The sequence below is a fragment of the Halococcus saccharolyticus DSM 5350 genome, assembly GCF_000336915.1.
GTDB lineage: Archaea > Halobacteriota > Halobacteria > Halobacteriales > Halococcaceae > Halococcus > Halococcus saccharolyticus.
On the sequence record NZ_AOMD01000018.1, the window covers coordinates 1 to 26,291 of the forward strand.

Annotated in this window: 26 protein-coding genes; 13 read left to right on the top strand and 13 right to left on the bottom strand. The window is 64.6% G+C overall.

Going from position 1 to position 26,291, the window contains the following annotated elements:
• Positions 1-460: PGF-CTERM sorting domain-containing protein (locus C449_RS18500; RefSeq protein ID WP_006077179.1), on the top strand; the 460-nt coding region annotated here is incomplete at its 5' end.
• A gap of 192 nt (positions 461-652) precedes the next feature.
• Here C449_RS18500 and C449_RS06505 read toward each other — a convergent pair.
• From C449_RS06505 to C449_RS06515, 3 genes are all read right to left on the bottom strand, one after another.
• Positions 653-1,402, bottom strand: a complete 750-nt coding sequence (locus tag C449_RS06505; protein WP_006077180.1) for a ribonuclease H-like domain-containing protein — start codon at positions 1,400-1,402, stop codon at positions 653-655.
• Between the two features lie 79 nt (positions 1,403-1,481).
• Positions 1,482-3,263: an acyl-CoA carboxylase subunit beta gene (locus C449_RS06510; protein ID WP_006077181.1), complete on the bottom strand. Its 1,782-nt coding sequence runs from the start codon at positions 3,261-3,263 to the stop codon at positions 1,482-1,484.
• Positions 3,264-3,667: 404 nt separating this feature from the next.
• Positions 3,668-4,885: a hypothetical protein gene (locus C449_RS06515; protein ID WP_006077182.1), complete on the bottom strand. Its 1,218-nt coding sequence runs from the start codon at positions 4,883-4,885 to the stop codon at positions 3,668-3,670.
• A gap of 135 nt (positions 4,886-5,020) precedes the next feature.
• On the opposite strand from C449_RS06515, the gene C449_RS06520 reads away from it, so the two are divergent.
• Together C449_RS06520 and C449_RS06525 are read left to right on the top strand one after the other, a co-directional pair.
• Positions 5,021-5,836 (top strand): ABC transporter ATP-binding protein, encoded by an 816-nt coding sequence (locus C449_RS06520; protein WP_152415672.1) that lies wholly within the window; start codon positions 5,021-5,023, stop codon positions 5,834-5,836.
• Positions 5,837-5,838: 2 nt separating this feature from the next.
• Positions 5,839-7,095 carry an ABC transporter permease gene (locus C449_RS06525; protein ID WP_006077184.1) on the top strand — a complete coding sequence of 419 codons (1,257 nt, stop codon included), beginning with the start codon at positions 5,839-5,841 and terminating at the stop codon, positions 7,093-7,095.
• A gap of 19 nt (positions 7,096-7,114) precedes the next feature.
• Here C449_RS06525 and C449_RS18085 read toward each other — a convergent pair whose 3' ends face one another.
• The 4 genes from C449_RS18085 to C449_RS06540 all read right to left on the bottom strand — a co-directional run bounded on the left by C449_RS18085 (position 7,115) and on the right by C449_RS06540 (position 10,044).
• The gene (locus C449_RS18085) at positions 7,115-7,267 is read right to left on the bottom strand and encodes a hypothetical protein (RefSeq protein WP_161606442.1); all 153 of its coding nucleotides are present in this window, start codon (positions 7,265-7,267) and stop codon (positions 7,115-7,117) included.
• A 1-nt stretch (position 7,268) separates the two neighbouring features.
• Complete coding sequence (locus C449_RS06530) at positions 7,269-8,153, bottom strand: class 1 fructose-bisphosphatase (RefSeq protein ID WP_006077185.1); 885 nt, start codon at positions 8,151-8,153, stop codon at positions 7,269-7,271.
• Between the two features lie 3 nt (positions 8,154-8,156).
• Positions 8,157-8,951: a class I fructose-bisphosphate aldolase gene (locus tag C449_RS06535; protein WP_006077186.1), complete on the bottom strand. Its 795-nt coding sequence runs from the start codon at positions 8,949-8,951 to the stop codon at positions 8,157-8,159.
• A 454-nt stretch (positions 8,952-9,405) separates the two neighbouring features.
• Positions 9,406-10,044 carry a helix-turn-helix domain-containing protein gene (locus tag C449_RS06540; RefSeq protein WP_006077187.1) on the bottom strand — a complete coding sequence of 213 codons (639 nt, stop codon included), beginning with the start codon at positions 10,042-10,044 and terminating at the stop codon, positions 9,406-9,408.
• 88 nt (positions 10,045-10,132) lie between these two features.
• Here C449_RS06540 and paaA point away from each other — a divergent pair, with 88 nt between their 5' ends.
• The 5 genes from paaA to paaE are packed head-to-tail and all read left to right on the top strand — an operon-like array spanning position 10,133 to position 12,845.
• Complete coding sequence (gene paaA, locus C449_RS06545) at positions 10,133-11,077, top strand: 1,2-phenylacetyl-CoA epoxidase subunit PaaA (RefSeq protein ID WP_006077188.1); 945 nt, start codon at positions 10,133-10,135, stop codon at positions 11,075-11,077.
• Positions 11,078-11,079: 2 nt separating this feature from the next.
• A complete protein-coding gene (gene paaB, locus C449_RS06550; protein ID WP_006077189.1) occupies positions 11,080-11,394 on the top strand; it encodes a 1,2-phenylacetyl-CoA epoxidase subunit PaaB in 315 nt (104 codons plus the stop codon).
• Positions 11,394-12,254: a 1,2-phenylacetyl-CoA epoxidase subunit PaaC gene (gene paaC, locus C449_RS06555; protein WP_006077190.1), complete on the top strand. Its 861-nt coding sequence runs from the start codon at positions 11,394-11,396 to the stop codon at positions 12,252-12,254. The genes paaB and paaC overlap by 1 nt, the downstream gene beginning before the upstream one ends.
• Positions 12,247-12,669: a 1,2-phenylacetyl-CoA epoxidase subunit PaaD gene (paaD, locus tag C449_RS06560; protein ID WP_006077191.1), complete on the top strand. Its 423-nt coding sequence runs from the start codon at positions 12,247-12,249 to the stop codon at positions 12,667-12,669. Before paaC ends, paaD begins: the two co-directional genes overlap by 8 nt.
• Before the next feature lie 2 nt (positions 12,670-12,671).
• Positions 12,672-12,845, top strand: coding sequence for a 1,2-phenylacetyl-CoA epoxidase subunit PaaE (gene paaE / locus C449_RS18275; protein ID WP_006077192.1), 174 nt, complete (start codon positions 12,672-12,674; stop codon positions 12,843-12,845).
• A 1,014-nt stretch (positions 12,846-13,859) separates the two neighbouring features.
• On the opposite strand, the gene C449_RS06565 is transcribed toward paaE, so the two are convergent.
• From C449_RS06565 to pdhA, 3 genes are all read right to left on the bottom strand, one after another.
• Positions 13,860-14,096 carry a hypothetical protein gene (locus tag C449_RS06565; protein ID WP_006077193.1) on the bottom strand — a complete coding sequence of 79 codons (237 nt, stop codon included), beginning with the start codon at positions 14,094-14,096 and terminating at the stop codon, positions 13,860-13,862.
• Between the two features lie 119 nt (positions 14,097-14,215).
• Entirely contained in the window at positions 14,216-15,232 is a 1,017-nt protein-coding gene (locus C449_RS06570; protein ID WP_006077194.1) for an alpha-ketoacid dehydrogenase subunit beta, read from the bottom strand.
• Positions 15,229-16,377 carry a pyruvate dehydrogenase (acetyl-transferring) E1 component subunit alpha gene (pdhA, locus tag C449_RS06575; protein WP_006077195.1) on the bottom strand — a complete coding sequence of 383 codons (1,149 nt, stop codon included), beginning with the start codon at positions 16,375-16,377 and terminating at the stop codon, positions 15,229-15,231. Before pdhA ends, C449_RS06570 begins: the two co-directional genes overlap by 4 nt.
• Before the next feature lie 557 nt (positions 16,378-16,934).
• On the opposite strand from pdhA, the gene C449_RS06580 reads away from it, so the two are divergent.
• Complete coding sequence (locus tag C449_RS06580) at positions 16,935-17,777, top strand: MBL fold metallo-hydrolase (RefSeq protein ID WP_006077196.1); 843 nt, start codon at positions 16,935-16,937, stop codon at positions 17,775-17,777.
• A gap of 54 nt (positions 17,778-17,831) precedes the next feature.
• Here the strand turns inward: C449_RS06580 and C449_RS06585 are convergent, their stop codons facing one another.
• The gene (locus C449_RS06585; RefSeq protein ID WP_006077197.1) at positions 17,832-19,196 is read right to left on the bottom strand and encodes an Nramp family divalent metal transporter; all 1,365 of its coding nucleotides are present in this window, start codon (positions 19,194-19,196) and stop codon (positions 17,832-17,834) included.
• Between the two features lie 267 nt (positions 19,197-19,463).
• Here C449_RS06585 and C449_RS06590 point away from each other — a divergent pair, with 267 nt between their 5' ends.
• Both C449_RS06590 and C449_RS06595 read left to right on the top strand, forming a co-directional pair.
• Positions 19,464-21,164, top strand: a complete 1,701-nt coding sequence (locus C449_RS06590) for a thiamine pyrophosphate-binding protein (RefSeq protein WP_006077198.1) — start codon at positions 19,464-19,466, stop codon at positions 21,162-21,164.
• 71 nt (positions 21,165-21,235) lie between these two features.
• The gene (locus tag C449_RS06595; protein WP_006077199.1) at positions 21,236-22,210 is read left to right on the top strand and encodes an NAD-dependent epimerase/dehydratase family protein; all 975 of its coding nucleotides are present in this window, start codon (positions 21,236-21,238) and stop codon (positions 22,208-22,210) included.
• Positions 22,211-22,251: 41 nt separating this feature from the next.
• On the opposite strand, the gene C449_RS06600 is transcribed toward C449_RS06595, so the two are convergent.
• Both C449_RS06600 and C449_RS06605 read right to left on the bottom strand, forming a co-directional pair.
• Complete coding sequence (locus tag C449_RS06600; protein WP_006077200.1) at positions 22,252-22,851, bottom strand: HD domain-containing protein; 600 nt, start codon at positions 22,849-22,851, stop codon at positions 22,252-22,254.
• Between the two features lies 1 nt (position 22,852).
• Complete coding sequence (locus C449_RS06605; RefSeq protein ID WP_006077202.1) at positions 22,853-23,587, bottom strand: EthD domain-containing protein; 735 nt, start codon at positions 23,585-23,587, stop codon at positions 22,853-22,855.
• A 143-nt stretch (positions 23,588-23,730) separates the two neighbouring features.
• On the opposite strand from C449_RS06605, the gene C449_RS06610 reads away from it, so the two are divergent.
• Positions 23,731-24,999: a M24 family metallopeptidase gene (locus tag C449_RS06610; protein WP_006077203.1), complete on the top strand. Its 1,269-nt coding sequence runs from the start codon at positions 23,731-23,733 to the stop codon at positions 24,997-24,999.
• Positions 25,000-25,270: 271 nt separating this feature from the next.
• On the top strand, positions 25,271-26,275 hold the full coding sequence (locus C449_RS06615; RefSeq protein WP_006077204.1) for an LLM class flavin-dependent oxidoreductase: 1,005 nt from the start codon (positions 25,271-25,273) through the stop codon (positions 26,273-26,275).
• Positions 26,276-26,291 lie beyond the last annotated feature (16 nt).

The window sequence follows — 26,291 nt, forward strand, 5'->3', positions numbered from 1 at the left end:
TGGCCAGAACCTGACGATCGGATTCGACGAGACGATCGAGGTCAGCGAGGGCGACGAGCTCACGATGACCTACGGCGGTGTGACGAACCCCGCTGAGATGGGCAACTACACGGTGGGTGTCGCGGTCAACAACGGGACGTTCGCGAACACCACCCTCGACATCGCCGAGGCCAACGAGTCGATGATGACCACCACCGGTGGCACCGAGACCACCGAGGACGGTACCGAGATGACCGAGACCACCGAGGGTGGAGCCGAGATGACTGAAACCACCGAGAGTGGAGCGGAGACCACCGAAAGTGGGGCCGAAACCACCGAAAGTGGCGGTGACGGCGAGACCGCCGCAAACGCCAGCGGTGGCGAAGAGACGACCAGTAGCGGCAACGGTCCGGGCTTCACGCTGGTCGCCGGTGTCGTGGCGCTGCTCGCGGCCGCGCTGGTAGCCGCACGCCGCGACTGAACCCTCTCGACGCATCGTTCGACGACCTTTTCGCGGCTTTTCGGGAACGCGGCTCGGATGAGCCGAGTGCCACGGCGACGAGTCTCAGCCCACGCCGTAACGAACACGTCTGTAGCGCCGGCTCATCGGGATACCAGCAGTAGTTGTCCCGGAGTGGGGCAGTGTCGTTGGTATCAAGCCGATCGCTTTTGTTCACCCGCTCTCGTGTGCGGCGAAGACTTCGTCGTGGAGCCGATCGGCGACGATATCCATCAGCGATACGAGGTTTGCCGTATCGGCACGGTTGTACGACACCAGGGTCGAGAGCGCCTGCTGGTCACCGCGTTCGTACTGGTGCCAGAGTCTGACCGCGTCCCGGCCCGAGAGGTCCGGCCGATCGCGATCGATCCCGACCGTACGCTCGATGGCTTTCAGGCCGCCAGTGAGATCGAGCTGTCGACACGGGTACATGAGATCGACGTGCGGACGATCGATGTCGAGATCGAACGATTGTTCGAGGAAGGGGACATCGAAGCGTTTGCCGTTGAACGTCACGAGGAGGCTGGCGTCGGTGAGCTGTTCTGCGACCGCTGCCCGGGTGAGGTCCTCTCCACGGACGAGCGTGGTCGTCTCGCCGGCACGGTGAAAGCTCACGGTCGTCACGTCGCTGTGACGCGCGTCGAGTCCCGTGGTCTCGATGTCGAAAAAACAGGTCGCGTCGCGGAAGTTCTCGTAGAGCCGCCACCGGCTTGACGAGGGGAACGCCTCGTCGAAGAAGGCGGCGTCGCCCGCGTCGAGACGGTCACGCGCGGTTTCGATGAACTCCTGGATGCGGCGCTCGGTCGTCGCGCCGACGCTCGAGCCGTCGAACGCGTCCCAGTGTGTGACGCCGTCGTTCCAAAGTCGGCGTTCGGTCGCCTCCCCAACGCCGTGGACGGGAATGAAGCTGTTCTCGATGCGCACACTTCTCGAAAGGACGGTGTCGACCTAAACGCTTCTCTCGACGCCCGCACGATTTCGCTCCCCGTCTTTGAGGGAGTGGTTAGAGGACGGTGCCGTGTTTCTTGTCGGGCAGCGACTTCTCGACGTCCTCGTAGAACGCGAAGCGTGCTGCGAGCTCCTCGCGGAGGTCGCTCGGCGGCACGATCTCGTCGATCACCACCTCGTTCGCCATCCGGTGAACGTCGATGTCCTCGCGGTACTCCTCCCGGAGTTCGGCCTCGCGTTCGGCGCGCTCTTCGTCGTCCTCGATGTCGTCGAGTCGGTTGCGGTAGACCGCGTTGATCGCGGCCTCGGGTCCCATGATGGCGATCTCGCCCGACGGAAGGCCGAGCGTCGCCTCGGGGTCGTAGGCCGGTCCGCTCATCGCGTAGATCCCCGCGCCGTAGGCCTTCCGGAGGACGACGCACTGTTTCGGGACCGTCGCCGACGACGTGGCGTAGATCATCTTCTTGCCCTGTTCGAGGATGCCGTCCTTCTCGACCTGCGAGCCCGCCATGAACCCTGGCGTGTCACAGAGATACAGCAGCGGGATGTTGTAGGCGTCACAGGTCCAGACGAACTCCGCGGCCTTCTCGGCCGCATCGGGGAAGATCGCGCCCGCACGGTGGGCGGGCTGGTTCGCGACCACACCCACGGGCCGGCCGTCGATCCGGCAGAACGCGGTCACGATCTCCGGGCCGTACTGCTCGCGGAGTTCGAGCACGCTCCCGCGGTCGGCGACGCGATCGATCACCTCGTGGACGTCGTACCCTCGGTTCGGCTGTTCGGGGATCACCGAATCGATCCCGTCGGGCGATCGTGCGGGCGGAGCGGCGTCGGCGCGGGGTGGTTTCTCGTCCGAGTTGTCCGGCAGGTAGGTGATGAGCTGGGCGACGAGTTCGCGGGCGTGCTCCTCGTCCTCGGCTACGAGGTCGGCGCTGCCCGATTCGGCGGCGTGGACCTGCGCACCACCGAGGTCCTGAAGGTCGATCTCCTCGCCGGTCACCATCTCGACCATCCGGGGCGAGGCGATCGCCATCGCACTCATCCCTTCGACCATCACGGTGAAGTCGGCGAACACGGGCGTGTAGGCCGCACCGGCGATACAAGGGCCGTAGAGCACGCAGATCTGCGGGACGCGCCCAGACAGCATCGAGTGGTTGTAATAGTATTTCCCGATCCCTTCGCGGTTGGCGAAGAAGCCGGTCTGCTGGTCGATCCTCCCACCAGAAGAGTCCATCAGGTAGAGGACCGGCCGACCGGTCTTGAGCGCGCGCTGTTGCATCCGGAGGAACTTCTCGACGCCCTTCTCGGCCATCGAGCCGGCCTTCACGGTGAAGTCGTTCGCCATCGCGTGGATGTCTCGGCCCTCGAACTCCGCCGCGCCGGTCAGAAGGCCGTCGCCGGGCAGTCGGGTGTTCGGGTCCGGATCTTCGACTTCGGGACTATCGGGATGCCAGTCGTCGAAGCCCGCGAACCGGCCGTCCTCGAAGGTGAACCCGCCCTCGCCGAACCAGAGGTCGAGCCGGTCGCGGACGAACAGTTTGCCCTGGTCGTCGAGGCGCTCTCTGTACTTCTCGGGCCCGCCGAGTTCGATGTCCGTGATCTCCTCGCGCAGGCGCTCCTCGCGCTCGGTCGGGCCGTGATCTGCTGTCCCAACTGACCCCTCAGATTCGCGTGATTTGGACTCGGACGACTCGGTCTCGGGCGGTTCGACGCTCACCGTGGATTCTTCGGCGTCACCGACGTAGACCGTGACGTTCTCGCCGACGTGTTCTGCCAGCGCACTCCCGACAACACGTGCCTCCTCGTCGCTCGCGTCCCCACCGATGCGGATGTCCATGTTCTTCGATGCGCAAGAATTGCGGAAAGGGTTTTCCATGCTGGCCCGCGTCGGGTGAACCCGAAACTATTGCTACTTCGGCTGGTGTCACCGGAGTCTGTAGTATCGGAAACCGCTGCGATGCCGACACAAGTGAGAACCGCGGACCACATACCCTCCCAGCCGATTCGCTCGCTCCACTCGCTCATCCACCGTCAGAGCGAATCTCTGACGAGCCTGCGCTCGCATTGCTCGCGCAGACCTCGCGCGAGTCGTGCGCTACGCGCGCTCACGGTCGTGCCTCCCCGTTCGCGCAGTCGGCGGCCCTCACTTCGTTCGCGCCGCCCGCGCACTCCCGCGCGCCACTCCACGGCTACATTGTCGGAAGTCGCGTCGGGCGATAGGCATTCGAGCTACTCTAACCCTCATTCCGAGACCGCTTCCGCGAGCGCGACCGTCTCCTCGGTCGTCCCGTCGCTCACGACGGCGTGGGTGATGTCACCCTCCGTCCAGACGATGATCGTTCGTCCTTCGAGCGTGGCCGCGGTGGCGTCGTCGCCGTTCACCGAGACGGCGGTCCCGTTGAGTTCGTCGTAGGGGAGGCTCTCGGCATCGGTCGTGAGGAGCGTGGCGTTCGACGCTCCGTCGGCGTACTGCTGGGCGACGGTCGTTCCGCCGCCGGCGCTCGTCACGACGGCTCCCTCGAAGGCGAACCCGTCGGCGTCGAGCGTCGGCAGGTCGCGGTCGGTCGCGTCCTGTGTTGCTCCGAATTCGTCGTAGGTCGTCGCCCCGACCGCACTGTCACGATCAGTCGGTGGTGCGAACGTGCTCTCGTCGATGCTGACGTTGAACCGCTGGTCGTCGTAGCGCACCACGGTCGCGTTCGTACCGTCGCTCACGCGCTGTTTGAGCACCCGGTCGTCCTCCGTCGCGATCCAGATCGTCCCGGCGACGTCGACGCTCTCGTTTTCGTGTTCGATTTCGACGACGTAGGCCTCGGTTCTGTTGAGCGTCTCGGTTCCGGTGTTGGTTGCAGTAAGGTTCGTCTCGGACCAGTTCGCGGGTGCCGACTGCTTTGCGTCCTCCCACTCCGTTGTCAGCTCCTCACAGTCAAGCGAGGAGACGTTCTCATGGATCATCGAGACGTTCGCCTGCACCGCCGAGGCGTTCACGTCGTCCGGAAGAGTGGGCTGGTTCGGCAGCTCTGCCTCATCCGCTCTGCTCTGGACGGCCTCACAGACCTCGCTTGCCTCCCACGACGACGCGTTCTCGACGTTCCACGTCCGCTGGACGCCGATTTCGGGAGCGGAGACCCACGCAACGCTTTCGTTCGTTCCGGCCGTCATTGTCGTGTCGTTGTACGTCGCGCTCACGCGCGCTCCCTCCTCGGCAAGCGCGTACTCGACGGTCGCGGATCGTTCGTCGGTCGCGTTCGAGACCGTGACGTCGGCGCTGCCGGTCAGAGTTTCGGCGTTCCGATACTGGTCGTGAGCGTTCTCGAGAACCGTCTCCCCGGACGGTCCATCGGGAGTCGACTGGGCGAACGCCACGCCGCCGACGGCCCCCACGACGAGCACCAGCGCGAGGGCGACGGCAGGCGAGACGCGCCCCCGATCCCCGCGACTGTCCTCTTGGTCAGCCATTAAACGGTGTTGGAACTTGTGGGGTAAATACTCACGGTCGGTCGTCCCGATGGATCGGCGTGAAAGAATCCCGATCCACCGCGACGGCACGAACCCCGGCAATCTTCATGGTTCTGAGTCCCGTAGTGACTCCCAGTGAGCCAGCCTGCCTCCACGACGGGATCGACCGAAGACACATCCGTGGTGCGCCTCGCCGATGTCCGGAAAACCTACGATCTCGGCGGCACCGTCGAGGCGCTCGCCGGCGTCTCGCTGACGCTCGACGAGGGATCGTACACCGCTGTGATGGGGCCGAGCGGGTCGGGCAAGAGCACCCTCCTCAACCTCGTTGGTGCGCTCGACACGCCCGACGAGGGCAGTGTCGAGGTCGCGGGCCACGACGTCGCCATCGACTCCGAAGACGACCGCGCCGCGATCCGCGGGACCGAGATCGGCTTCGTCTTCCAGACGTTCAACCTGATGCCCCGGTCGAACGCCGTCGAGAACGTCACACTCCCCCTCGTGTTCGACGACTGGTCGCGCGACCGGCGGCGCGAGCGCGCACGGGAGGTGCTGGAGCGGGTCGGGCTCGGCGACCGACTCGATCACCGCCCGACCGAACTTTCGGGGGGCCAGCGCCAGCGGGTTGCGATCGCGCGGGCGCTCGCACCCGATCCGTCGGTCGTACTCGCCGACGAGCCCACGGGAAACATCGACACTGAAACCGGGAACGAGATCATGGCGCTGCTCGGCGAGGTACACGCCCGCGGGAACACCATCCTGCTCGTGACCCACGAGCGCCGGATCGCGGAACACGCCGATCGAATCGTCCACATCCGTGACGGCGTGATCGAATCGATCGAGCAGCTCGACACCGACGAGCACGACACCGCCGACCACGACGACAGAGCGGCGGGCGATCGGTCCGGAGAGCGCCACTCGGCGGACGGCTCGATCGGGCGGGACGAGTGACGATGGACCTCCGGGAAACCCTGCGGATCGCAACCCGTTCCATTCGATCACACAAGCTCCGATCGGTGCTGACGGTGATCGGGGTTGTTATCGGGATCGCGTCGGTGGTCACGTTCGCCACGTTCGGCGCGAGCGTCGAGGCCGACATCGTCGGCGAGATCGGGAGCACGACCGCGAGCAACGTCTACGTCCTGCCCACACCGGGCGGCGAGGACGGTGGCGACGGTGGCCCCGGGCCAGGGATCGGCGGGCTCGCCCAGCCGGTGTTCACGACCAGCGACGTCGAGGGGTTGCGCGAGATCGAGGGCGTCCGCCAGGTGCTGCCGCGCGGCAACGTCGGAGTGAGCGCGCTCAGCCACGCGAACGACACCGTCTCACGCTCGCAGATCACCGCGACCACGCCAGCCTCCTTCCCTGCGGACGCGATCGTTTCGGGGCGAGCGTTCCAGACGGGCGAACGGGCGGTGGTCGTGAGCGAGGCCGCCACCCGAGCCTTCGAGGACAACCTCTCGGTCGGTGACAATCTCTCGATCACCCGCGCGAACGGTGGGGAGGTCCGCGTTGAGGTCGTCGGCGTCGCGAACCGGACGGCCGGCCAGTTCTCCTTCGCCTCCTTCGCCGGCCAGCCGCGTTTTTACGTCCCGATCGACCCGTTCTACGAGACGACGATCGAGAGCCCCTCGCTCGGTGTGAGTCAGAACGCCTACCCCCAGGTGACGGTGGTCGCGGAACCGGCACGGATCGAGACGGTCAAGGACGACGTCCAGGCGTATCTCGGGGAGTCGGACGCCGCGGAGCTGAAGCCCGAATCGGTCGAACTGTCGGCCCAGACCAGCGGTGACTTCGTGGAGGACATCCAGGAAATCATCAACCAGGTCACGCGGTTCGTCACCGGGATCGCGGTGATCGCGCTCATCGTGGGCGCGATCGGGATCGCGAACATCATGCTGGTGAGCGTCACCGAACGCACCCGTGAGATCGGGATCATGAAGGCCGTCGGCGCGCGCAACCGCGACGTGATGGGGCTGTTCCTCGCCGAGGCCACGGTGCTCGGCGGGGCCGGAGCGATCGTCGGCCTTCCGTTGGGTCTCGCGGTGGCCTACGGCGCGACGGCGTACGCCGAGGTGGCGTTCACGCCGGCATACGTCTGGTTCGCGATCGCGGTCGGCGTCGGCGTGTTGGTGGGTGTCGTCGCCGGTCTCTACCCCGCGTGGCGGGCGGCCCGCGTCGATCCCATCGACGCGCTCCGGTACGAGTAGTGCGCCCTCTATTTGTCGATTACTCGTCTGCCGACTCATCGCCGTGCCGGAGTCGCTTTCGAACCGCTCTGACGCCGGTTGCAAGAACAGCTACCGTACCGATTACCGCGGTGCCGATCGCCAGCACCCACGGCCCTCGCGGTTCCCACGCGTCGTCCGAGCGATCGGTCATCTCACTCGTCACCGACCGCCGCTTCGAGGCCATCGATCAGCTCCGCGTTGCCGAGGTGGACTGGCACTCGATCGTGGAGATCATCGGGATCGACGTCGAGCAGCGAGCGCTCGCCGTCCGAAGACTTCCCGCCCGCCGACTCGACGATGTACGCCATCGGATTCCCCTCGAACTGGAGACGGAGCTTGCCCTCGGGAGCGGAGTCGAGCGCCGGGTAGGCGAACACGCCGCCGTAGGTCATCACCTGGTTCACGTCGCCGATCATCGCGCCGCCGTAACGGAGCTTCAGCGAGGTGTCCGACTCGATCTCGCGCGCGTAGTCGGTGAATTCCTCTGTCCAGTCGGGGACACGGCCGCCGAACCCGTACACCGTCGGATCGTCGGGCAGAGAGATGTCCTCGCGGGCGGTGTGGCGCTCGCCGTCGCTGATGACGTATTCCGTCACGCTTCCGTCGACGGCGGCCACCATCGTCGTGATCGGGCCGAGGAGGACGTAGGCGGCGGCGACGAGGTCGCGGCCGCGTGCGGGGAGCGCGGCGTCGTAGACCGCGACGATCGTCCCCATCGCGTTGTTCGGCTTGAGATTGGAAGAGCCGTCGAGGGGATCGACCGCGACCGCCAACCCACCGTCACCGCTGTCCGCTGTTTCTTCGTCGGCCCCGATGACCGCTTCGCGCTCCTCGCTCGCGTAGCTACCGACGCCGTCGATCGCGAGCAGTCGCTCTTCGAGGAGCTGGTCGGCGTGAACGTCCGCCGCGAGCTGGTCCTCCCCACTAGGATTCTCGCCCTCGACGTACTCGCGTCGGCCGACGAGCCCCTCGCGGATCTCGGGGGTCGTCCCGGCGACGATGTCGAGGATCGCTTCGATCGTCGATGCGTGACTCATCGGTCAGTCGAGCGCGGCGTCGACCGACGCCTCCTCGAAGATCACCTGTTCGAGCGCGTCGAGGAGTTCGGTCGGGTTCTCGCGCTGCCAGATGTTCCGGCCGACCGCGAGCCCCGCACCACCGGCGTCGATCACCGACTTCACGCTCTCGAGGAACGCCTCATCCGAGACCTTCGACCCACCGGACATGATGACTTTCGTGCCGTTCGGTCCGCCCGCCGCCCGGACGGCGTGTTCCATCGCGTCGCGGCTGCCGGGGTACTTGACTTTCGCGACATCGGCCCCGAGTTCGAGCGCCTGTCGTGCGGCGTAGGCGATGGTTCCGGCGCTCGTGTCGTTTTTGAGTCCCTGTCCGCGAGGGTACGACCACATCACGGAGGGGAGATCGTACTCCCGGGCGGCCTCGTGGGCGTCGCGGAACTCCTCGGCCATCTCGATCTCGTGGTTCGAGCCACCGTAGAGGGTGAACCCGATCGCGTCCGCGCCCAGGTCGGCGGCGTACTCGACCGAGCAGTTTACTGCACTATCCGGCTCGCCCATCCAGAGGTTCGAGGTGCCGTTGAGCTTCGCCACCAGCGCGACGTCGTCCTCGTAGGAGGGGTAGTACCCCTCGGCGATCCCCTTCTGGACCGCGATCGACGTGACTGCGTCGTGGGTTGCGACATCAAAGACGGTCTGGGGGTCCATCCGCTCTTCGAGTCCTTCGAAGTCGGTCGGACCGTGTTCGAGGCCGTGATCGTAGGCGAGTATCAGGATCTTGCCGTCGCGCGCGATCGCCGAATCGTCGAGTGCGAGCATACGTGAACCACCCGCGATGGCGACTAATAGTTTGTGTGAAAGACCGGGACACCCGTCGATGTGTCTCGTGGGTTACGGTCTGGCGGTGGCGCGCGGGAGGGCGTCGAAGACGCCCGACTCGTGCGAGGGATGACTGAGCGAACGAGCGGAGCGAGTGAGCGAAGGAGTCGGTCGGGGAGACGTGTGGCCTGCGGTTCTCATTTGTATCGTGATCGTCGTCGACGAGACGGTATCATCGCCAAATTCCGTCATACGCCCGTTCAGACACTTCCGACAAACAGTATCACTCCGTCCAGTCGTCTTCTGAGATGGTGGTTCGGCGGAAGTCCCTCGTCACACGGGGCTCGGTGGGGGTAACTGCTCGTCATCACCACCGACGGGCCGTAGCGTGCCGGGGAACAAAAGCTCCCTGTCGTACGGATCGGCGTAGGTTGGATGGTTCGAACGAGCGCACCTACGCGAACACCTGGCCGAACAGTGCGCTCTCGCCACGGTGGAGTCGTTCGAGAAACGCCGACTTGCTGATCCCGATCTCCGCCGCGACCTCCGCGGCGGTCGCCCCGCGCGGTACGGCGAAGTAGTCCATCCCGACGGCGGTCCGAAGCGCCTCCTCCTGTCGTGGGGTGAGGTCCCACTGCTGGACGACCGTGCTCTCGTCCTCTGCACCCAACGGATAAGTCCGTTCGAGCGTGACGCCGACGGTCTCGCCGGCTGTATCGAGTACCCCGCGGAGGACTTCTTGGCCCACCACCGCGCCGGTGAGCGTTGCACTCCCATCACGATACTGGAGCGACTCGACCATGAACCCCGCACTCACGAGGTCGTGGACCACACAGAGGTGTTTCGAGAGACACCGCCCGTTCCGCCGGCCGTCGACCGACGAGACGTGGAGATATCGAATGCGGTCGTCGGCGTCGAGCGACGCTACGAACGCCTCGGAGTCGGGTGCGGTGAACCGCAACAGTGCGTAGCCGTCCGCTCGGAGCTGGGGCGGCCGTGCGTCGACGGTCACTCCTGCCGCGCGCGTGGCGTCAGCCAGCGGACAGTCGTCGTTCTGTACTTTGAATTCGACCACGAGACACTCGTCGATCATGGATAGGGTATGACACAGTTACATATAAACTCCGTTCATGAACGGGTCAAAGTCTATCCGGTCCCGCGTACAAGATAGTGACAGAACGATGGACCTCGATACCGTAAAGGAACGTGCTGGACCGCGGGAGTTCAGCCCGAAAGACGACATGCCCGAGGAGTACCGCAAGGCCGCGACCCGGATGATCCAGTTCCACGCGAACTCCGAGATCATGGGAGCGTACCTCGAACGGCCGTTCATTCGAGAGGCACCCAGTTTAGAACGGAAGCTCGCGTACTCGGCGAAAGTTCAGGACGAGCTCGGCCATGGCCAGCTCCTCTACCGGGCCGCCGAATCGCTCGGAATCAAGAGTCGCGACCAGATGCTCGACGAGCTCGCCAACGGTGAGGGGAAGTTCCTGAACTGCTTCCATTACCCGATGGACTCGTGGGTCGAGGTGCCGATGATCGCGTTCTTCGTCGACGGGGCCGCGATGCGCCGCCAGGCCACCCTCCGGCGGTCGAGCTGGGAGCCCTACGCCCACGCGATGGACAAGGTGTGCTTCGAGGAGGGCTTTCACATCAAACACGGCGAGAGCATCCTCGCCGAGCTCGCGAGCGGCTCGAAGAAGGAACAAGAAATGGTTCAGGACGCCTTCGAAACGTGGTGGCCCCGGATCATCCAGTTCTTCGGGCCGACCGACGACAAGTCGACCCACCACGACTTCGCCGCCGAGGTCGGGCTGAAGCAGATGACGAACGACGGGCTCCGCCAGGCGTTCCTGAACTCCTACGTCCCGAAGGCGAAGGAGTACGGCCTCGAAATCCCGGACACGCCCACCATCGAGCACGACGAGGAGACCGACACCTACGAGATCGCCGAGGACGAGCTCGACTGGGACGAGTTCTTCACGGTCTCGAAAAACGAGTACGAGGGTGGCAAGCACCAGATCGACGCCCGCAAACGGGCCCAAGACACCGTGGCGTGGGTCCGCGAGAGCCTCGACGAGTCCGAAGGGGCCACCGGCAGCCACGCACCACAGGCGGCCGACTGATCATGATCTGGGAAGTGTTTCGCCAGGAGAAGCCGGGCGAGTACCACACCCACTGCGGGAACGTCCACGCGCCCGACCGCGAGATGGCACTGATGTTCGCCCAGATCCAGCACGCCAGGCGCAAGCCGACCCATAGCCTTTGGGTTGCCCCCTCCGAAGAGATCAGCGAGGTCGACGAGAGCGAGGCGGCGTTCGGCGGGACCACGAACAAAGCCTACCGATGGGCGACGAGCTACAACATCGAACCGGTCGCCGAGGAGGTCGCCGACTCCGAGAGTGAACAGGCCGAGGCCGAGCGCGCCAGGGGTGAGAACTGATGGCCGCCACTGCCGACCTCTCGGCCCCGAACGACCTCTCCGATCGTGAACGCGAGGCGGTCGAAGCGCTGCTCTACCGACTCGCCGACGACGAGTTCGTGATCGCGGACCGGTACACCGACTGGCAGGTCCACGCACCCACCATCGAATCCGACATCGCGATCGCGAACATCGCCCAGGACGAACTCGGCCACGCGCGGCTCTGGTACGACCTCCTGGAGGATTTCGGCTACACCGAGCCCGACCTGATCTGGGAGCGCGATCCCGACACCTTCCGGCACAGCACGCTCTGTGAGCTCCCGTTCGCCGAGGGCGACTGGGCCGACGCGATCGTCCGGTCGTACCTCTACGACGAGGCTGAACACCTCCGGCTGGGCGCGCTCGAAGGCTCGTCGTACCCCCGCATCCGCGACCGGATCGGAAAGGTCACGAGCGAGGAGGACTACCACCGCGAGCACGCCGAGAACTGGCTCCGCCGGCTCGCGGGCGGCGACGAGGGTCGCGAACGTGTCCAGGATGCCGTCGACCGGCTGTTCCCCCATGCGTTGGCGCTGTTCGAACCCGTGGGCGAGGTCGAAGACGACATCGACGACCTCGGGCTCCGGACCCGGACGCTCGAGGACATGCGGGCCGAGTGGGTCGAGACTGTCACCGACACCCTGACCTCGATCGGGATCGACGTCGAGCGCCCGCACGTCGAGGACGGCCAGGTCGCCGAGGAAGACCTGCCCGAACACGTCGGCCGCGACGGTGATCACACCGATCACTGGAGCACGCACTTCGACGAGATCACCAACACATACCGCGAACTCGAACGCCACGACGCCACCCGGCTGATGGAGGACCCCGACGATGAGTAGCGAGATCGACGCCGTTCCCGACCCGGATGCCGAGTACTGCGCGTACACCGACTACACCGAAGGCGAGGACGTCGACGGGCTGCCGGCGACTGGTGAGGACACCGAAGGCACCGAGCGCGACGTGTGGGACGCGCTCTACGACGTCCAGGATCCCGAGATGCCGATCAGCATCGTCGACCTCGGGCTGATCTACGGCGTCACCGTCGACGGGGATCGCGCCGCGATCGACATGACGCTCACGTATACTGGGTGTCCTGCCCGCGACATGCTCCGCGACGAGATCCGCGAAGCCGTCGCCGGCGTGTCGGGGATCGAGTCGGTTGACCTCCGCCTGGTCTGGAGCCCTGGGTGGTCGATCGAGATGGTGACCGACCAGGGCAAAGAAGACCTCCGCGAGTTCGGCCTGAGCATCTGACCATGCCCCGCAGGAGCCTCGATCCGAGCGTCGACACGACCGGCAAGCACGACCACGCCGAGTGTCCGTACTGCGGATCGACCGAGACGGAGCGCGAGCACCCGAAAGGGCCGTCGCTCTGTCGCTCGATGCATTACTGTCACGACTGCGAACAGCCGTTCGAGAAGTTCGAATAGCGTCGTTCGTCGCGACCTACCGGCAACACGCTGCTTTCGTCCGTTCCATATTCGCCGACACGTCCCCGAGCACCGATTCCTTTCATCGTTCCTTCCGGCTCGGCCATCAGTCGTCTCAACTCACCATCGGTATCGCCGACAGACTGGATCTATAGAATAAAATTAAAATATTATACCCAATCGGACCGAAACCCTCCTACGCTGCATCCGATCGCACCTCGTTATCGATACTCAACTAATTCGATACCTATCGAACTACAGCAGCTATTTGATCGGAATATGATGGAATAAGACGATAGAGCTGGATTCTTATCTGGCACAAAACTGTGGAAAGCAGATCTTGGTAATCCAAAATTATTTCCAATATAATTATGTAGTATTGGGGAATAGCAGAAATAAGGAGAAAACATAAACAAATATGCCGTATTACTCTTCGTATCGATCCAGCATAGTCGCGAGCATTTAGTATGCAATATCTTCTAACTATTATATTCTGGAACGGAGTCCGTTCGAGCTTGTAACAACTGTAGTGCTGTTCTAGAAACGTCATCGACGAGATCGAATGGTCCGAGCTATTCGGACAACACGCTCTACCAGGACACTCCGAACATCGGACGCATTGATCCAAGGGTTCTCCTCCAAGACTGGCCGTGAGATCGATCAGACGAGATCTCGGTTCTTTCGTCTTGCCACCCATCGAAACATCTCCCCACGTTGTTCGAAAACATACGTAGTTCGAGCAGCGATAAATCGATAATTCGGTTTTAATGTCGGGATAACACATGGATATCGAATTATGATCCGACAACGTCCCAGAAATATCGTCCAAGATGCTCGAACACTTTGATCCGTGATCCGTCAGCCGAAGAAGCGTCTCGTTCAAGATTGTCGCTGCCGGCAGTACGATTGCTGACCGATTTGGCTCCTCCGCTCGAATTTCTATCGAACGGAGTCCATCGTTCGACGCTCTTCGTCTCGAACGAGTGTTGTGGCGGCGCTACCCGCTATGGACATTCACCGGGTAGCCACAAACGACTCGAGACAGGCTGTATCACACGTGGCGAACTCCTCGAAGGTCGAGATTGTACTGGCGTCGGTCCGAAACAGCAGCCGCTTGTGACGGCTCCCGGTCTCGATCTCTCTGCCGCAGTTCTCACACGTGGCCGGGCTCCCAACGAAGACGACCCGCGTCGAGACCTGCTCGAGGCGTGGGTGATCCGTGGAGAGTCGGCGTTCTGGCGCTGCTGCCATCGGCACGAACTCCGTTCCCTGGCATCTTAAACCGTGGTGTTCGTGCCGTTCGCTATCGGATCGTGGAATCCTTCGAAAATCGTCTTTACCGTGTATCCGGCACGCTGCGCCGCGAATCTTCAGAATTCGACCGTCTCGAGGATGCCGTCCTGGATCCGCACCGCCTGCGGTAGGTAGTAGTCCTCGAGCGCGTGGAGCGGTATCGGCGCATCGAGGCCCGCGATCCGCTTGATGGGGGCCTCTTGATACATGAGCGCTTCCTCCTGGATCGTCGTGGCGATCTCCGCGCCGACTCCTCCGGTCTTCGGCGCTTCGTGAACTACGGCCGCACGACCGGTCTTCTCGAACGACGCCACCACGGTCCCGGCGTCGAGCGGCGAGAGCGTCCGGAGATCCACCACCTCACAGTCGACGCCGTGTTCGTCGGCAAGGTTGTCGGCGGCGATGAGTGTCGGGCGGGTCATCGCACCCCACGTGTACACCGAGATGTCCGATCCCTCGCGGCGCACGGCAGCCTCGCCCAGCGACACCTCGTACGACTTCTGGGGGACTTCTTCGCGGAACGCCCGGTAGATGAGTTTGGGTTCGAGGAACATCACGGGATCGGGGTCCCGGATCGCCGCAGTCAGCAGTCCCTTGGCGTCGGCGGGCGTACTCGGAATCACTACTTTGAGGCCTGGTTCGTGGACGAAGAAAGCCTCTTTCGACTCGGAGTGGTGTTCGGGTGCGCGGATCCCGCCACCGTAGGGCGCGCGGACCACCAGCGGACAGGTGTACTGGCCGTGACTCCGGCTCCGGAGTCTCGCCGCGTGACTCACGAGCTGGTCGAACGCGGGGTACATGAATCCCATAAACTGCATCTCCGCGACCGGGCGCAGCCCTGAGAGCGCGAGCCCGATCGCCGAGCCCACGATTCCCGACTCCGCGAGCGGCGTGTCGACCACGCGCCCGCCGCCGAACTCGTCGTAGAGTCCTTCGGTCGCGCGGAACACTCCGCCATTTTTGCCAACGTCCTCGCCGAGCACCATCACCCGATCGTCGCGCTCCATCTCGGTATGGAGTCCTTCTCGAACGCCTTCGACCAGCGTCAGACGCTCGGTCATCGATCCCGCCTCCGTGGCCGCCGCCGAACTCATCCCAGCACCTCCGCGAACGCATCGTCGCCGTACTTCTCGCGGAGTGTGCTCAGTTCGTCGAACTGTTCTTGGAGTCGATTGGGGGTCTCCTCGTAGACGTGCTCGATCATCCGCTCGGGCGACGTCTCGGCCGCCTCGGCGGTCTCGATCGCCGTGGCGACCTCCGCTTCGATCCGAGCCTCGATCTTCGCTTCGCGCTCCGCGTTGAGGACGTCGGTCTGGTAGAGGTAGGTTTCGAGGCGATCGAGCGGGTCGCGGTCGCGCCACGCCTCGCTCTCGGCTTCGTCGCGGTAGACCGACGGATCGTCGGAGGTGGTGTGGGCACCGTAGCGGTACTGGACCGACTCGATGAGCGTCGGCCGACGCTCGTCGTCGGTCGGGGCTTTCGCCTTCTTGATCGCCGCGCGAGTGACCGCGTACACCGCGAGTGGATCCATCCCGTCGACACGGACGCCCTCGACGCCGTACGCGTGGGCCTTTTCCGCGATGGTCTCGCTCGCGGTCTGGCGCTCGCGGGGAACCGAGATCGCCCACTGGTTGTTGTTGCAGACGAACACCGCCGGGACGTCGAACACGCCCGCGAAGTTAAGACCCTCGTGGAAGTCGCCCTCGCTGGTCGCGCCGTCGCCGAGGTGACAGAGCACGGCCGTGTCGTCGTTGCCCTGCAACATCTGCCCCCACGCCATCCCCATCGCCTGAGGAACTTGCGTGGCGATCGGGATGTACTCCGGCATGAGGTTGACGTCGTCCGGAATGGCGTACCCCTCGCGGTAGCCGCGCAGCGTTTTCAGTAACGCCGCGAGATCGGCCCCGTGGACGTACTTCGCGGCGTGATCACGATAGGTCGGGAACAGCCAGTCTTCATCGTCGAGCGCGTGGCTGGTGGCGACCTGAGAGCCTTCTTGGCCGGTCATCGGCGCGTAGGTCGCGATCCGGCCCTGGCGCTGGAAACTCACCGCCCGCTGGTCGAAGTGGCGGGCGAGTTTGATGTCCGCGTACATCTCGAGGAGTTCCGCCTCGGACAGTGCCGGCGGCTCGGCGCTCGACAGGAGGGTGCCGTCGTCATCGAGGATGCGGATGGGTTCGTCGTCGAGCTGAGCGGTTTCGATGGCGTTCTGGTAGTCAGTGTCGTCTTGAGTGCTCATTGGTGGTATGGGTCGGTCGGCTGGCTGTCGGCTGCTCGATCGGTGCGGTAGGTGGGACGGTCGAGTGGGCCAGACGTCGTCATCGACGCTCGCTCGAACGGTGAACCGTCACGGTGAGCCCGATCCATCCGTCTGTGACCGGCCGACGAGTGCTGCGTCGCGGTCACGATTTACCGGGATGGCTCGTGTTCGGAGATCCGCCAGCATAACTGTAAATTTCCCAATCGCGCTAAGGATGGCGTTGGAGCGCCACGATGGCTGGATAGCAGCGCGAATCGATGGTTCGCTGGCGGAAACCATACACATCAATCGCGGGGGATAGAACATAATAGTTTCGTGACTCCAGTTCACACGGAGATACCATCCGGAAATCGCGGATCGTCTCCGCTGACACCGTAACATTCTGGCAATGATCTCGAACAGCACGACACGCGAACGACGACTGCTGTCGAAGTGTCGGGGACGTCCCATCGGCAGTCGCGTCGTGAGGCATCGAAACGTCTTTTCGCCAGCTTTCTAGCGGAAGCCTTTATCTCGCTCCTTCGGGTAGTACCCTCGTGGAAATAACAGTTCTCGGAACGGGGAGCCCGGTCCCGACGCTCGAACGCGCAGGAACGAGCATCGCGATCGAGATCGACAACGAGACGCTGTTGATCGATTGCGGTCCCGGCACCACCCACCGCTGTATCGAGCACGGCGTTCATCCCGCCGAAATCGAGTCGCTGTTTTTCACCCACCAGCACATGGACCACAACGCCGATTTCTTTCACTTCGCCATCGCGAGCTGGTCGCTCGGCCGCGAGTCACTCACCGTCTATGGCCCGCCAGGCACCGATCGGCTGCTCGCGGCGCTCACCGACGTCTATCGAGAGGATATCGACTACCGAACGCGATTCTACGACGATGACGGTATCGAGGACATCGAGTGGATCGAGACCGACGGCGATCTCACTGTCGAGGGCGAGGACTGGCGTGCGAGCGCGCTCCCAGTGGACCACTCGATCGAGACCTACGCCTACCGGTTCGACACCGAGGGAGGTTCGTTCGTGTTCTCGGCCGACACGACGCCGATCGGGTCGCTCCCGGAGTTCGCGGCCGATGCGGACGTGCTCCTTCAGGATGCCTGCGTCGCGCGCGAGACCACGCCGCCGGGAGAGCGACAGGGTCTGGTCTGGGATCGACTGACCGAGCCGATGTCGGATGCGCAGGCCGATCGGCTCTCACGGACCCACTGCTCGCCCGCCGAGGCAGGCGAGATTGCAGCCGAGGCTGGGGTCGAAATGCTCGTCCTGACTCACCTGCTGCCCTATCGGGACACAGACGCGATGGTCGCAGACGCGGAATCGACTTTCGGAGGCGAGGTCGTCGTCGCCGAGGACGGGAGCACGTTCTCGGTGTGAATCGGTCTTCCGGTGGGCCGATCGCGGGGCGAGAAGGGGAGGTGAGTCGAACTCTCAGCCTACGATCCCGAGCTGGGAACCCGCGCCGAGCAGCCCGAAGACGATCACGAGCAGCGTGGCGACGGCGTAGTACGTCTTCGCACCGGTTCCGGGTTGGAACCGGGCGGGGAGGTGCTCGCGAACGACGTAGTAGTTGGCGACGTAGTAGAAAAACTGGAACACCGAGACCATGATCGCCGCCCCGACGACCAGCGTGACCGGCAGCGAGCCGATGACGAGTAGGGGAACGAAGCTGATCACGGCCATCAGAATCACGAGCGTCTTGCGGACCCGCTCGGTGTCCATCTCGCGTTCGAGCACCAGGGGCAGGATGTCGCTCGCGACCCGGGGTGCACCGTCGAGGAGGGTGATGACCGTCGAGTAGAGCGCCGCGAACGCCCCGACGATCATCGCCCAGTAGGCCCACGGCCCGAACGACTCCTCCAGAATGCTGCCGAGCGCGATGGCGAGGTTCTGGTCGGTCGGCGGGTTGGGATAGAGCACGTTCGCCCCGAGTAGGATCATCGCGACGATGAGGACGAACGTGAACGCGTACGCGAGGTTGAAGTCACGGCGGCCAGTCTTGATCCACGCCGCGATGTAGTCGTGGAACTGCTCGTCGTGTGGGTCGAGGTTCCGATCGCGGAGCGCGCGTGCGCCCTGCTCTTTCGCCATCGACCAGCTCGCGAGATTGATCGTCGTGCCGAGGCCGGTCGGCGCGAACCCCGCCATCGAGGCGAACAGCCCGAGGAACACCGCCGACCGGAGCTCGGGCACTGCGAAGGCGGTCTCGGCGATCACCTCGGCCGAAGGCGGTGCGACGAAGATGCCGAGCACCAGTAGGACACCAAGTGCGACGACGAATAGTTTGAGAACGGTTTCGAGCAGGCTGTACCGCGAGGAGACGACGAGCACGGTCGCGACAACGAGGAGGAGAGCGTACGCCGGAAGCCGCCCGAGGCCGGGAACGACCGCCGATAGAAAGCTGGCCGCCGCGACCCCGACCGAGCCGGCGATGATCGTCTGCGGGACGACCACGATGAGCAGCGTCACCCACTGCGCCCAGTGGTTGGGTCCCGGGAGGTCGCCGTACCCCTCGACCGGGTTGCGACCGACGCCGTAATTGTATCTGACGCCGAGCTCCCAACCGCCGTATTTCACGAGGAACACCGCTGCCGCGATCCAAATGGCGAAGACTCCATAGAGACCGCTGATCGTCGGTGCGAGCACGATGTGACTCGATCCGATCGCGGTCAGCGCCCACAGCAACGAGGGCCCGAAGTGGTTCCGGAGGAACCCACCCCAGCTCTCGGCGGGGTAGTTCAGCTCCTCGCCGATCCGTTCGTCCTCCGTCGTGGTTGTCTCGGTGTTTGTTGCCATACGGCAGCCGAACGAGCGCCACCACAAGTAGTTACTGGTCACGACAGCCAAACCACGCCGCGAAGACCGTCCATTCCGTAGGAACATCCGATTCATCGGCCACGGTCCCGAACCGACCGATAGAACAAAGTTGCCCGGATCGAAATCCGACAATATTGCCACACACGAATCCGATATTCGATCCGACTTCGGGGACATGTCTTTCACTACGGCCAGCCATTCTCGAACGTTCCCGACGTGTGAGGCCGACCAACCCACTACACGACTATGACGAAAGTTAGTACAGAGATCGTTCGAACCTTGGAACGTCTCGACGTTGAGTACCTGTTCGGCTATCCCGGTGGCCGAGCCATCGAACTCCTCGAAGAACTCGCAGCATCGGACATCGAGGTCGTCAGACCCCGTGACGAGCGCGAGGCGAGCGTGATGGCCGAGATGTACGGCCGGCTCCACCGCAAGCCAGGTGTACTCACCGGCCAGGGACCGTGGATCGGCTCCATCGGCGCGATCGGCCAGATGGAGGCGCGGCTCGGCTCGTCACCGATGGTCGCCATCACCGAGGCCTCCGAGCGCGGCGACTACTCGACGCTCGCGCCCTACCAGCAGGCCCGGGGCGACTACGGGGGATTCGCGCTTCCGAAGATTCTCGATGGCATCACCAAGGAGTGGTGGTTCCCCCGAACGCCGAACGAGACGCTTCGATCCACCCAACTCGCGTTCAAACACGCCACCGCCGGCCGGCCCGGGCCCACGGCAGTCGTTCTCGATGGCGACGCCGTCACCGCCGAGGTTCCCGCAAACGACGACCCGCCCGCGCTCTGGTCGCCCGAAGAACAGACGAAAAACTGGGAATCGAGCCCCACGGCGACCGACGTCGAACGGGCGGCCGAGCACCTCGCGAACGCCGACCGACCGGTGATCGTGGCGGGCAACGGCGTCCACGCTGCGGGGGCGTACGACGAACTCGAAGCGGTCGCCGAGACCTACGACGCCGTAGTGGCGACCTCCTACCTCGGGAAGTCGACCATCGCCGAGACTCACGATCTCGCGGCGGGCGTCATCGGTTCGTTCGGCCACGAGGGCGCGAACCAGGCGGTGAGCGAGGCCGATGTCCTGTTGGTCGTGGGCTGCCGGCTGAACCCGATGGACACCAACTGGCAGGCAGCATCCTTCATCCGTCCCGACGAGCAGACTATCCTCCACGCCGATATCGACACCCGGAATGCGGGCTGGGTCTACCCTGCCGACGTCGGGCTGATCGGCGACGCAAAGCACAGTCTGAGCGCGCTCGGGGAGGCCGCCGCGGCGTTCGCGCCGGGCAACGACTGGGCGCGCGATCGCGCCCGCGACGCCCGCGAGTCGTTCCGGGTTCCCGAGTGTGACACCGACGACGAACCGATCCTCCCCCAGCGCGCGGTCGCGGCGATCGACGACATCGTGGACGAGAACACGCTCGTCACCGCGGACTCGGGGAACAATCGATTTTGGTTGCTCAACTACCTCCAGACGCCCGCCCGACGAACGTACTTCGGCAGCGGCGGCGTCGGCGGGATGGGCTGGGCCGGCCCCGCCGCGGTCTCGGCAGCGATCACCACCGACAAGGACGTGATCGCGGTCGCGGGCGACGGTGGGTTCACGATGACGATGACCTGCATCGAGACCGCGGTCGAGTACGGCGTCGCGCCGACGTTCGTGGTGCTCAACGACACGAGCCTCGGGATGGTCCGCCAGATGGACGACGAGATTCCGGGCGTAGACTTCCACGACACCGACTTCGTCCAGGTCGCCGAAGGGTTCGGGGCTGAGGGGATGCGTGTCCGCTCGCCAGGCGACCTCGCCGACCCACTCGAAAGCGCGAAAGCGGCCGACGTCCCCACCGTAGTCGACGTGCGGATCGACCGCGACGAGGAGATGGTCGACGCGCTCCAGTCGTCCTTTTACGAGGAGGTCGGCGGGCTCCACGAATAGCAGTAGCGAGCTTTGCCGGGTTCGACAGGACAGCACAAGCTTTTTGCCGATTTCCGCCGACCCACGAACCGATGGCAACCAACGAAACCGTGCTCGTAACTGGCGGCACCGGGTTCATCGGCTCCTACGTCGCGAAGGATCTCGTCGAGAACGGCCACGACGTGGTCGCGTACGACCTCTCGACCGACGACCGCATTCTCTCGAAGCTCGACATCGCCGACGAGGTCGAGATCCGGCGCGGCGACGTGAGCGAGGCCACCGACGTGGTGAACGCGGTCGCCGAGACCGGGGCGACCCACATCATCCACCTCGCCGCGCTGTTGACGAACTCGGCCGAGTCGAACCCCCGCGCTGCTCTCGACGTCAACGTTCAGGGGACGAGCAACGTCTTCGAGGCGGCACGCACCCTCGACGACCAGGTCGAGCGCGTCGCGTGGGCGTCCTCGGCGGCGATCTACGCCCCGCCGCACAACTACGACGACGGCGGCGACTGGTGGGTCTCCGAGGACGATCTCGTCTACCCGGACACCCTCTACGGCGCAACGAAGGGGTACAACGAACACCAGGCGCGCGTCTACAACGAGGAGTACGGCGTCGACCACGTCGCCATCCGGCCGACCGTCGCGTACGGCCCCTACCGCGAGACCGGCGGGAGTGCGTTTCTCGCAAATATCATCGAGAAACCCGCGCTCGGCGAATCCTTCTCGGTGGAGTACGGCGATCAGGAGATCGACTGGCAGCACGTCGAGGACATCGCCCAGGCGTTCCGCCTCGCGGCGTTCACCCCCGAAGAGGACCTCTCTCAGCGGGTCTACAACGTCCGCGGCGAACTCGCAACCATTCAGAAGGCCGCCGAAACAGTCCGAGAGATCATGCCCGACGCCGACCTCGAAGTGAGCGACGAAGGTGAGCTCCCGTGGACCCAGCGCCTCGACATGACCGCGTTCCAGGAGGACACGGGCTACGAGGTGCGCTACGACCTCGACGCCGGCTTCCGGAAGTACATCGACGTGCTCCGCGAGGAGAACGGGCTCGACCCGCTCTGACCGGTCTGGTCTGTTCCGGGGCGAACTGTCCCGCGTATTCCTCAGTCGGTCGTCTGGCTGTACTCGTCGACCCACTCGTTCAGGGTGATCCCCATCGCCGACTGGGTAATGGCGTTCGACGACGCCGAGTTGGCGCTCTTGAGCAGTTCGGCCTCCAGCGTGCGCTTTGGCACCTCGCCGAGGAAGTGGGGGATCGCGCGCTGGACCGCGAGCGGGACGCCGACCTCGTGGGCGAGCGCGTAGCCCGAAATCGAGTGGGGGATCTCCTCGGAGGCGTAGCGTTCACGGTCGGTTCCAGAGAGGCGTTCGGCGTCGACATGGTCGACGTACTCGTAGCATTTCCCGACGTCGTGGAGCAGACAGGCCGCGACGAGAACGTCGATGTCGGGATCGGCGTCGTGGAACTCGCGCTGCACGCGGGCGGATTCGAGTGCGATCTTCGTCACGCCGCGGACGTGCTCGACGTTCGTGATCTCGTGGATGTTCCACGCGTACGGGATGTCCTCGATGTCGCGCCAGCCGCCACGTTCGAGTCCGAGCGTCCACGCCTCGATGACCGCCTCCCTGAGGTCGTCGCTCTCGATCCGGTCGAGTTCGGGGTAGGCTTCCCGGACCTGATTCTCGTAGTCCGGTGTCCCCATCTCAGTACCCCTCGACACCCTCGGTCTCGTTCTTCCAGACTTTTTCCTCGCCGATGAAGCGGGGCCGGCGCTCGACGTCGAGGAAGTTGTTGACGTCCTCGCGGGCCTCGGCAGCGACCTCCCGGCTGGGGTCGTAGTCACGGCTGCCCTCGCTGCCGAGGGCCTCGTGGAGATCCTCGAGCGTCTCGAAGTATAATTCGGCAACGCCGTCGAACTCGGCGTTCTCGGGGTCCGTGGGGTACACGGTCTGATAGCGGACGACACCCTCGATGTCCTTCGCGAGCGGGGAGTGGTTGTCCTCCCAGTACTCGCGGAACTCCTCGTGGCTCATCCCCTCCTGGCGGACAAGGAATGCCGAGTGCTTGTAGAGCCCGTCAGTCTCGCCGTCGACTTCGTCTTTCCAGACTTTCTCCTCGCCGATGAAGCGGGGTCGGCGTTCGACGTCGAGGAAGTTGTTCACGTCCTCGCGGGCCTCGGCGGCGACCTCGCGCGTGGGGTCGTAATCCCGACTACCCTCGCTGCCGAGTGCCTCGTGGAGGTCGTCGAGCGTCTCGAAGTACAGCTCCGCGAGTCCATCGAACTCGGCGTTTTCGGGGTCGTTCGGATAGACGGTTTGATAGCGAACAACGCCCTCGATGTCCTTCGCGAGCGGGGAGTGGTTGTCCTCCCAGTACTCGCGGAACTCCTCGTGGCTCATTCCCTCCTGGCGGACCAGCAACGCAACGTGCTTGAACATACTCGTCCCGGCGTTCGGCGGCTCGTGTGATAAAATCACCGGGGTCGGTCGGGTTCCGGAGCGGCTGACCGTTCGACCCGGTCGCTCGGTCTTGCCGAGGTAGTGGGATTTATGTGCGACCTGGCGAATCCTCTCAACGAACCATGTACGAGCGAAGCTTCATGGAGGGAACGCGGGGGACCCAGGCTGTCGACTGGGAGGAGCGTATCGACGTCAAGCGCCTCCGCGAGGAACGCTACGAGAAGGCCCTGGAGCGACTCCAGGACTCGGAACTCGGCTCGATGCTGCTGGTTTCGGACCCCAACATCCGGTACATCACCGGACTCGCCATGACCGGCGGGAGCGGGGCGGACCACTACACCTTGCTCACCGAGAACGGCGACGTGGTCCACTGGGACACCGCGGACCACGCCTCGAACCAGCGATTCAACTGCCCGTGGCTCGACGACATTCGATATGCGTGCCCCGGCCTCGGGAACGTCCCGCGCGCCTCGGGTCGCGATTCCGCGTGCGACTTCCTGACCCAGAAGATGGCGAGTCTCGTCGAGGAGGCGATGGCGGAGTACGGCGTCGCCAAGGAGCCGATGGGACTCGATGTCGGGAGCACAGGGCTGGTCGACGCCTTCGAGTCGGACGGCGTCGATGTCCGGACGAAGGAGTGCGTCGATCTGATGCACGACGCCCGCAAGATCAAGACCAGAGACGAGATCGAGTGTCTCCGGATGGTCGCGGCGATCTGTGAGGCGGGCTTTCAGAAGATCACCGAGTCCGCGCGGCCAGGCAAGCGCGAATCCGAGGTCTGGGGCGACGCGGTGGGCGAACTCTGGCGACACGGGGCGATGGTCCAGGGCGGGTACGTCACCAGCGGGCCGAACACGTGGCCGAAACATCAAGCGAACACCACCGACCGGATGATGCGCCCGGGCGACATCGTCTACGCCGACTTCTACAACATCGGCTATCTGGGGTATCGATCGTGTTACTATCGGACGTTCTCGATGGGCGAACCCACACAGGCCCAGAAAGACGCCTACGAGACCGCGCGCGACAACCTCTACGACGTGCTCGAACGGATCGAGCCGGGCGCGACCACCGACGAGATCGCGCAGGGGTTCCCGGACATGGAGGGCGAGCACGCCGACTGGTACGACGCCGACGAGCACTGGCAGATGACCACGAACCACTGGGCGCACGGGCTCGGCCTCCAGCTCTACGAGGTCCCGCTGATCTGGCGGGGACTTTCGCCCGACCACCCGATCGAGATCGAGGAGGGAATGACGATGGCGGTCGAGACGATGGAGCCGGCAGAGCGCCAGGGCGTCCGGGTCGAGGAGATGGTCGTCGTCCGCGAGAACGGCGTCGAGATTCTCTCGGAGTGGCCGGTCGAGGAGATCACCAGGATCGACTACTGAGCGCAGTTCCAGAACTCGATACGGGATGGCTTTCGAACGATTCCGCTGTGAAAACAGGGACAGGGGCCAGCGCGCCGGGGACGATCCCGACTCAAACGAGAAACCGCGAGCCACGCCCTCCCCAGCCGATTCGCTTCGCTCCCGCTGGTCGCTCGCTCATCCCTCGCGCGAGTCGCGCCTTCGGCGCTCCCGCGCGCCACCGTCCGACGCGACCCACTCTGTACCGACAGCATAGAAACGTTTAGCAGGCTGCGCCCGCCACGTATGACAAATGAAACTCGGCACCGGACTGTTCACCGGTCAGCGCCGCCCCGACGACGACCGCTCGATGAGCGAGCTCTACGACGAGATCCTCACGCTCGGTCGCGCGATCGACGACGCCGGCCTCGACAGCGCGTGGGTTTCCGAGCACCACTTCGCCGAGGACGGCTACCTCTCGGGCACGATGCCCGCACTCGGTGCGCTCGCGGCTGCGACCGACGACATCGAGATCGGGACGTGCATCGCGCTCGCGCCGCTCTACGATGGCGTTCGACTGGCCGAGGACGCCGCGACGGTCGACCTCCTCTCGGACGGCCGGCTCACCCTCGGGCTCGCGATCGGGTCGAACCCCGACGAGTTCGAGCAGTTCGGCGTTCCGATCGAGGAGCGTGCCGAGCGGCTCGCCGACCAAGTCGACCTCCTCCGCGCGGCGTGGTCGGAGGGCCCGCTCGACTACGACGCCGAGTTTCACGATGTCGCGCCCGACGTCACCGTGACGCCGAAACCCGAGCGGGACGTGCCGGTGATGCTCGGCGGCGCGGCGAAACCCGCAGTGCGGCGGGCCGCCCGGACCGCCGACGCGTGGTGTGCGCCCTCGAAGCTCTCGCTCACCGGGCTCGAAAAGCGCGTCGAGGACATTCGGAGGGTGCGCGACGAGGAGAACATCGAGAGTGAGTTCACGGTGTACGCGCTCCAGCACGGCTGGGTCGGCGACTCCCGCGAGGAGGCGTGGGAGACGATGAAGCCAGGCTACTTCTACATCCAGCGCCGCTACGCCGAAATCTTCTCGGGCGAACCGGTCGACGAACTCTCCGAGGAGCGCAAACAGGAACTGAAAGAGCAGGCGATCTTCGGTACGCCGGAGCAGGTCGCCGACGAGCTCGACCGCTACCGCGAGGCCGCCGGTGACGACGTTCACTGCGTGTTCCGGACCTATCATCCAGGCGTCGGCACCGACGCGATGGCCGAGTGTATCGAACGACTCGGCACCGAAGTCGCACCGAAACTCCGCTGAGGCGAGGGTCGTCGTC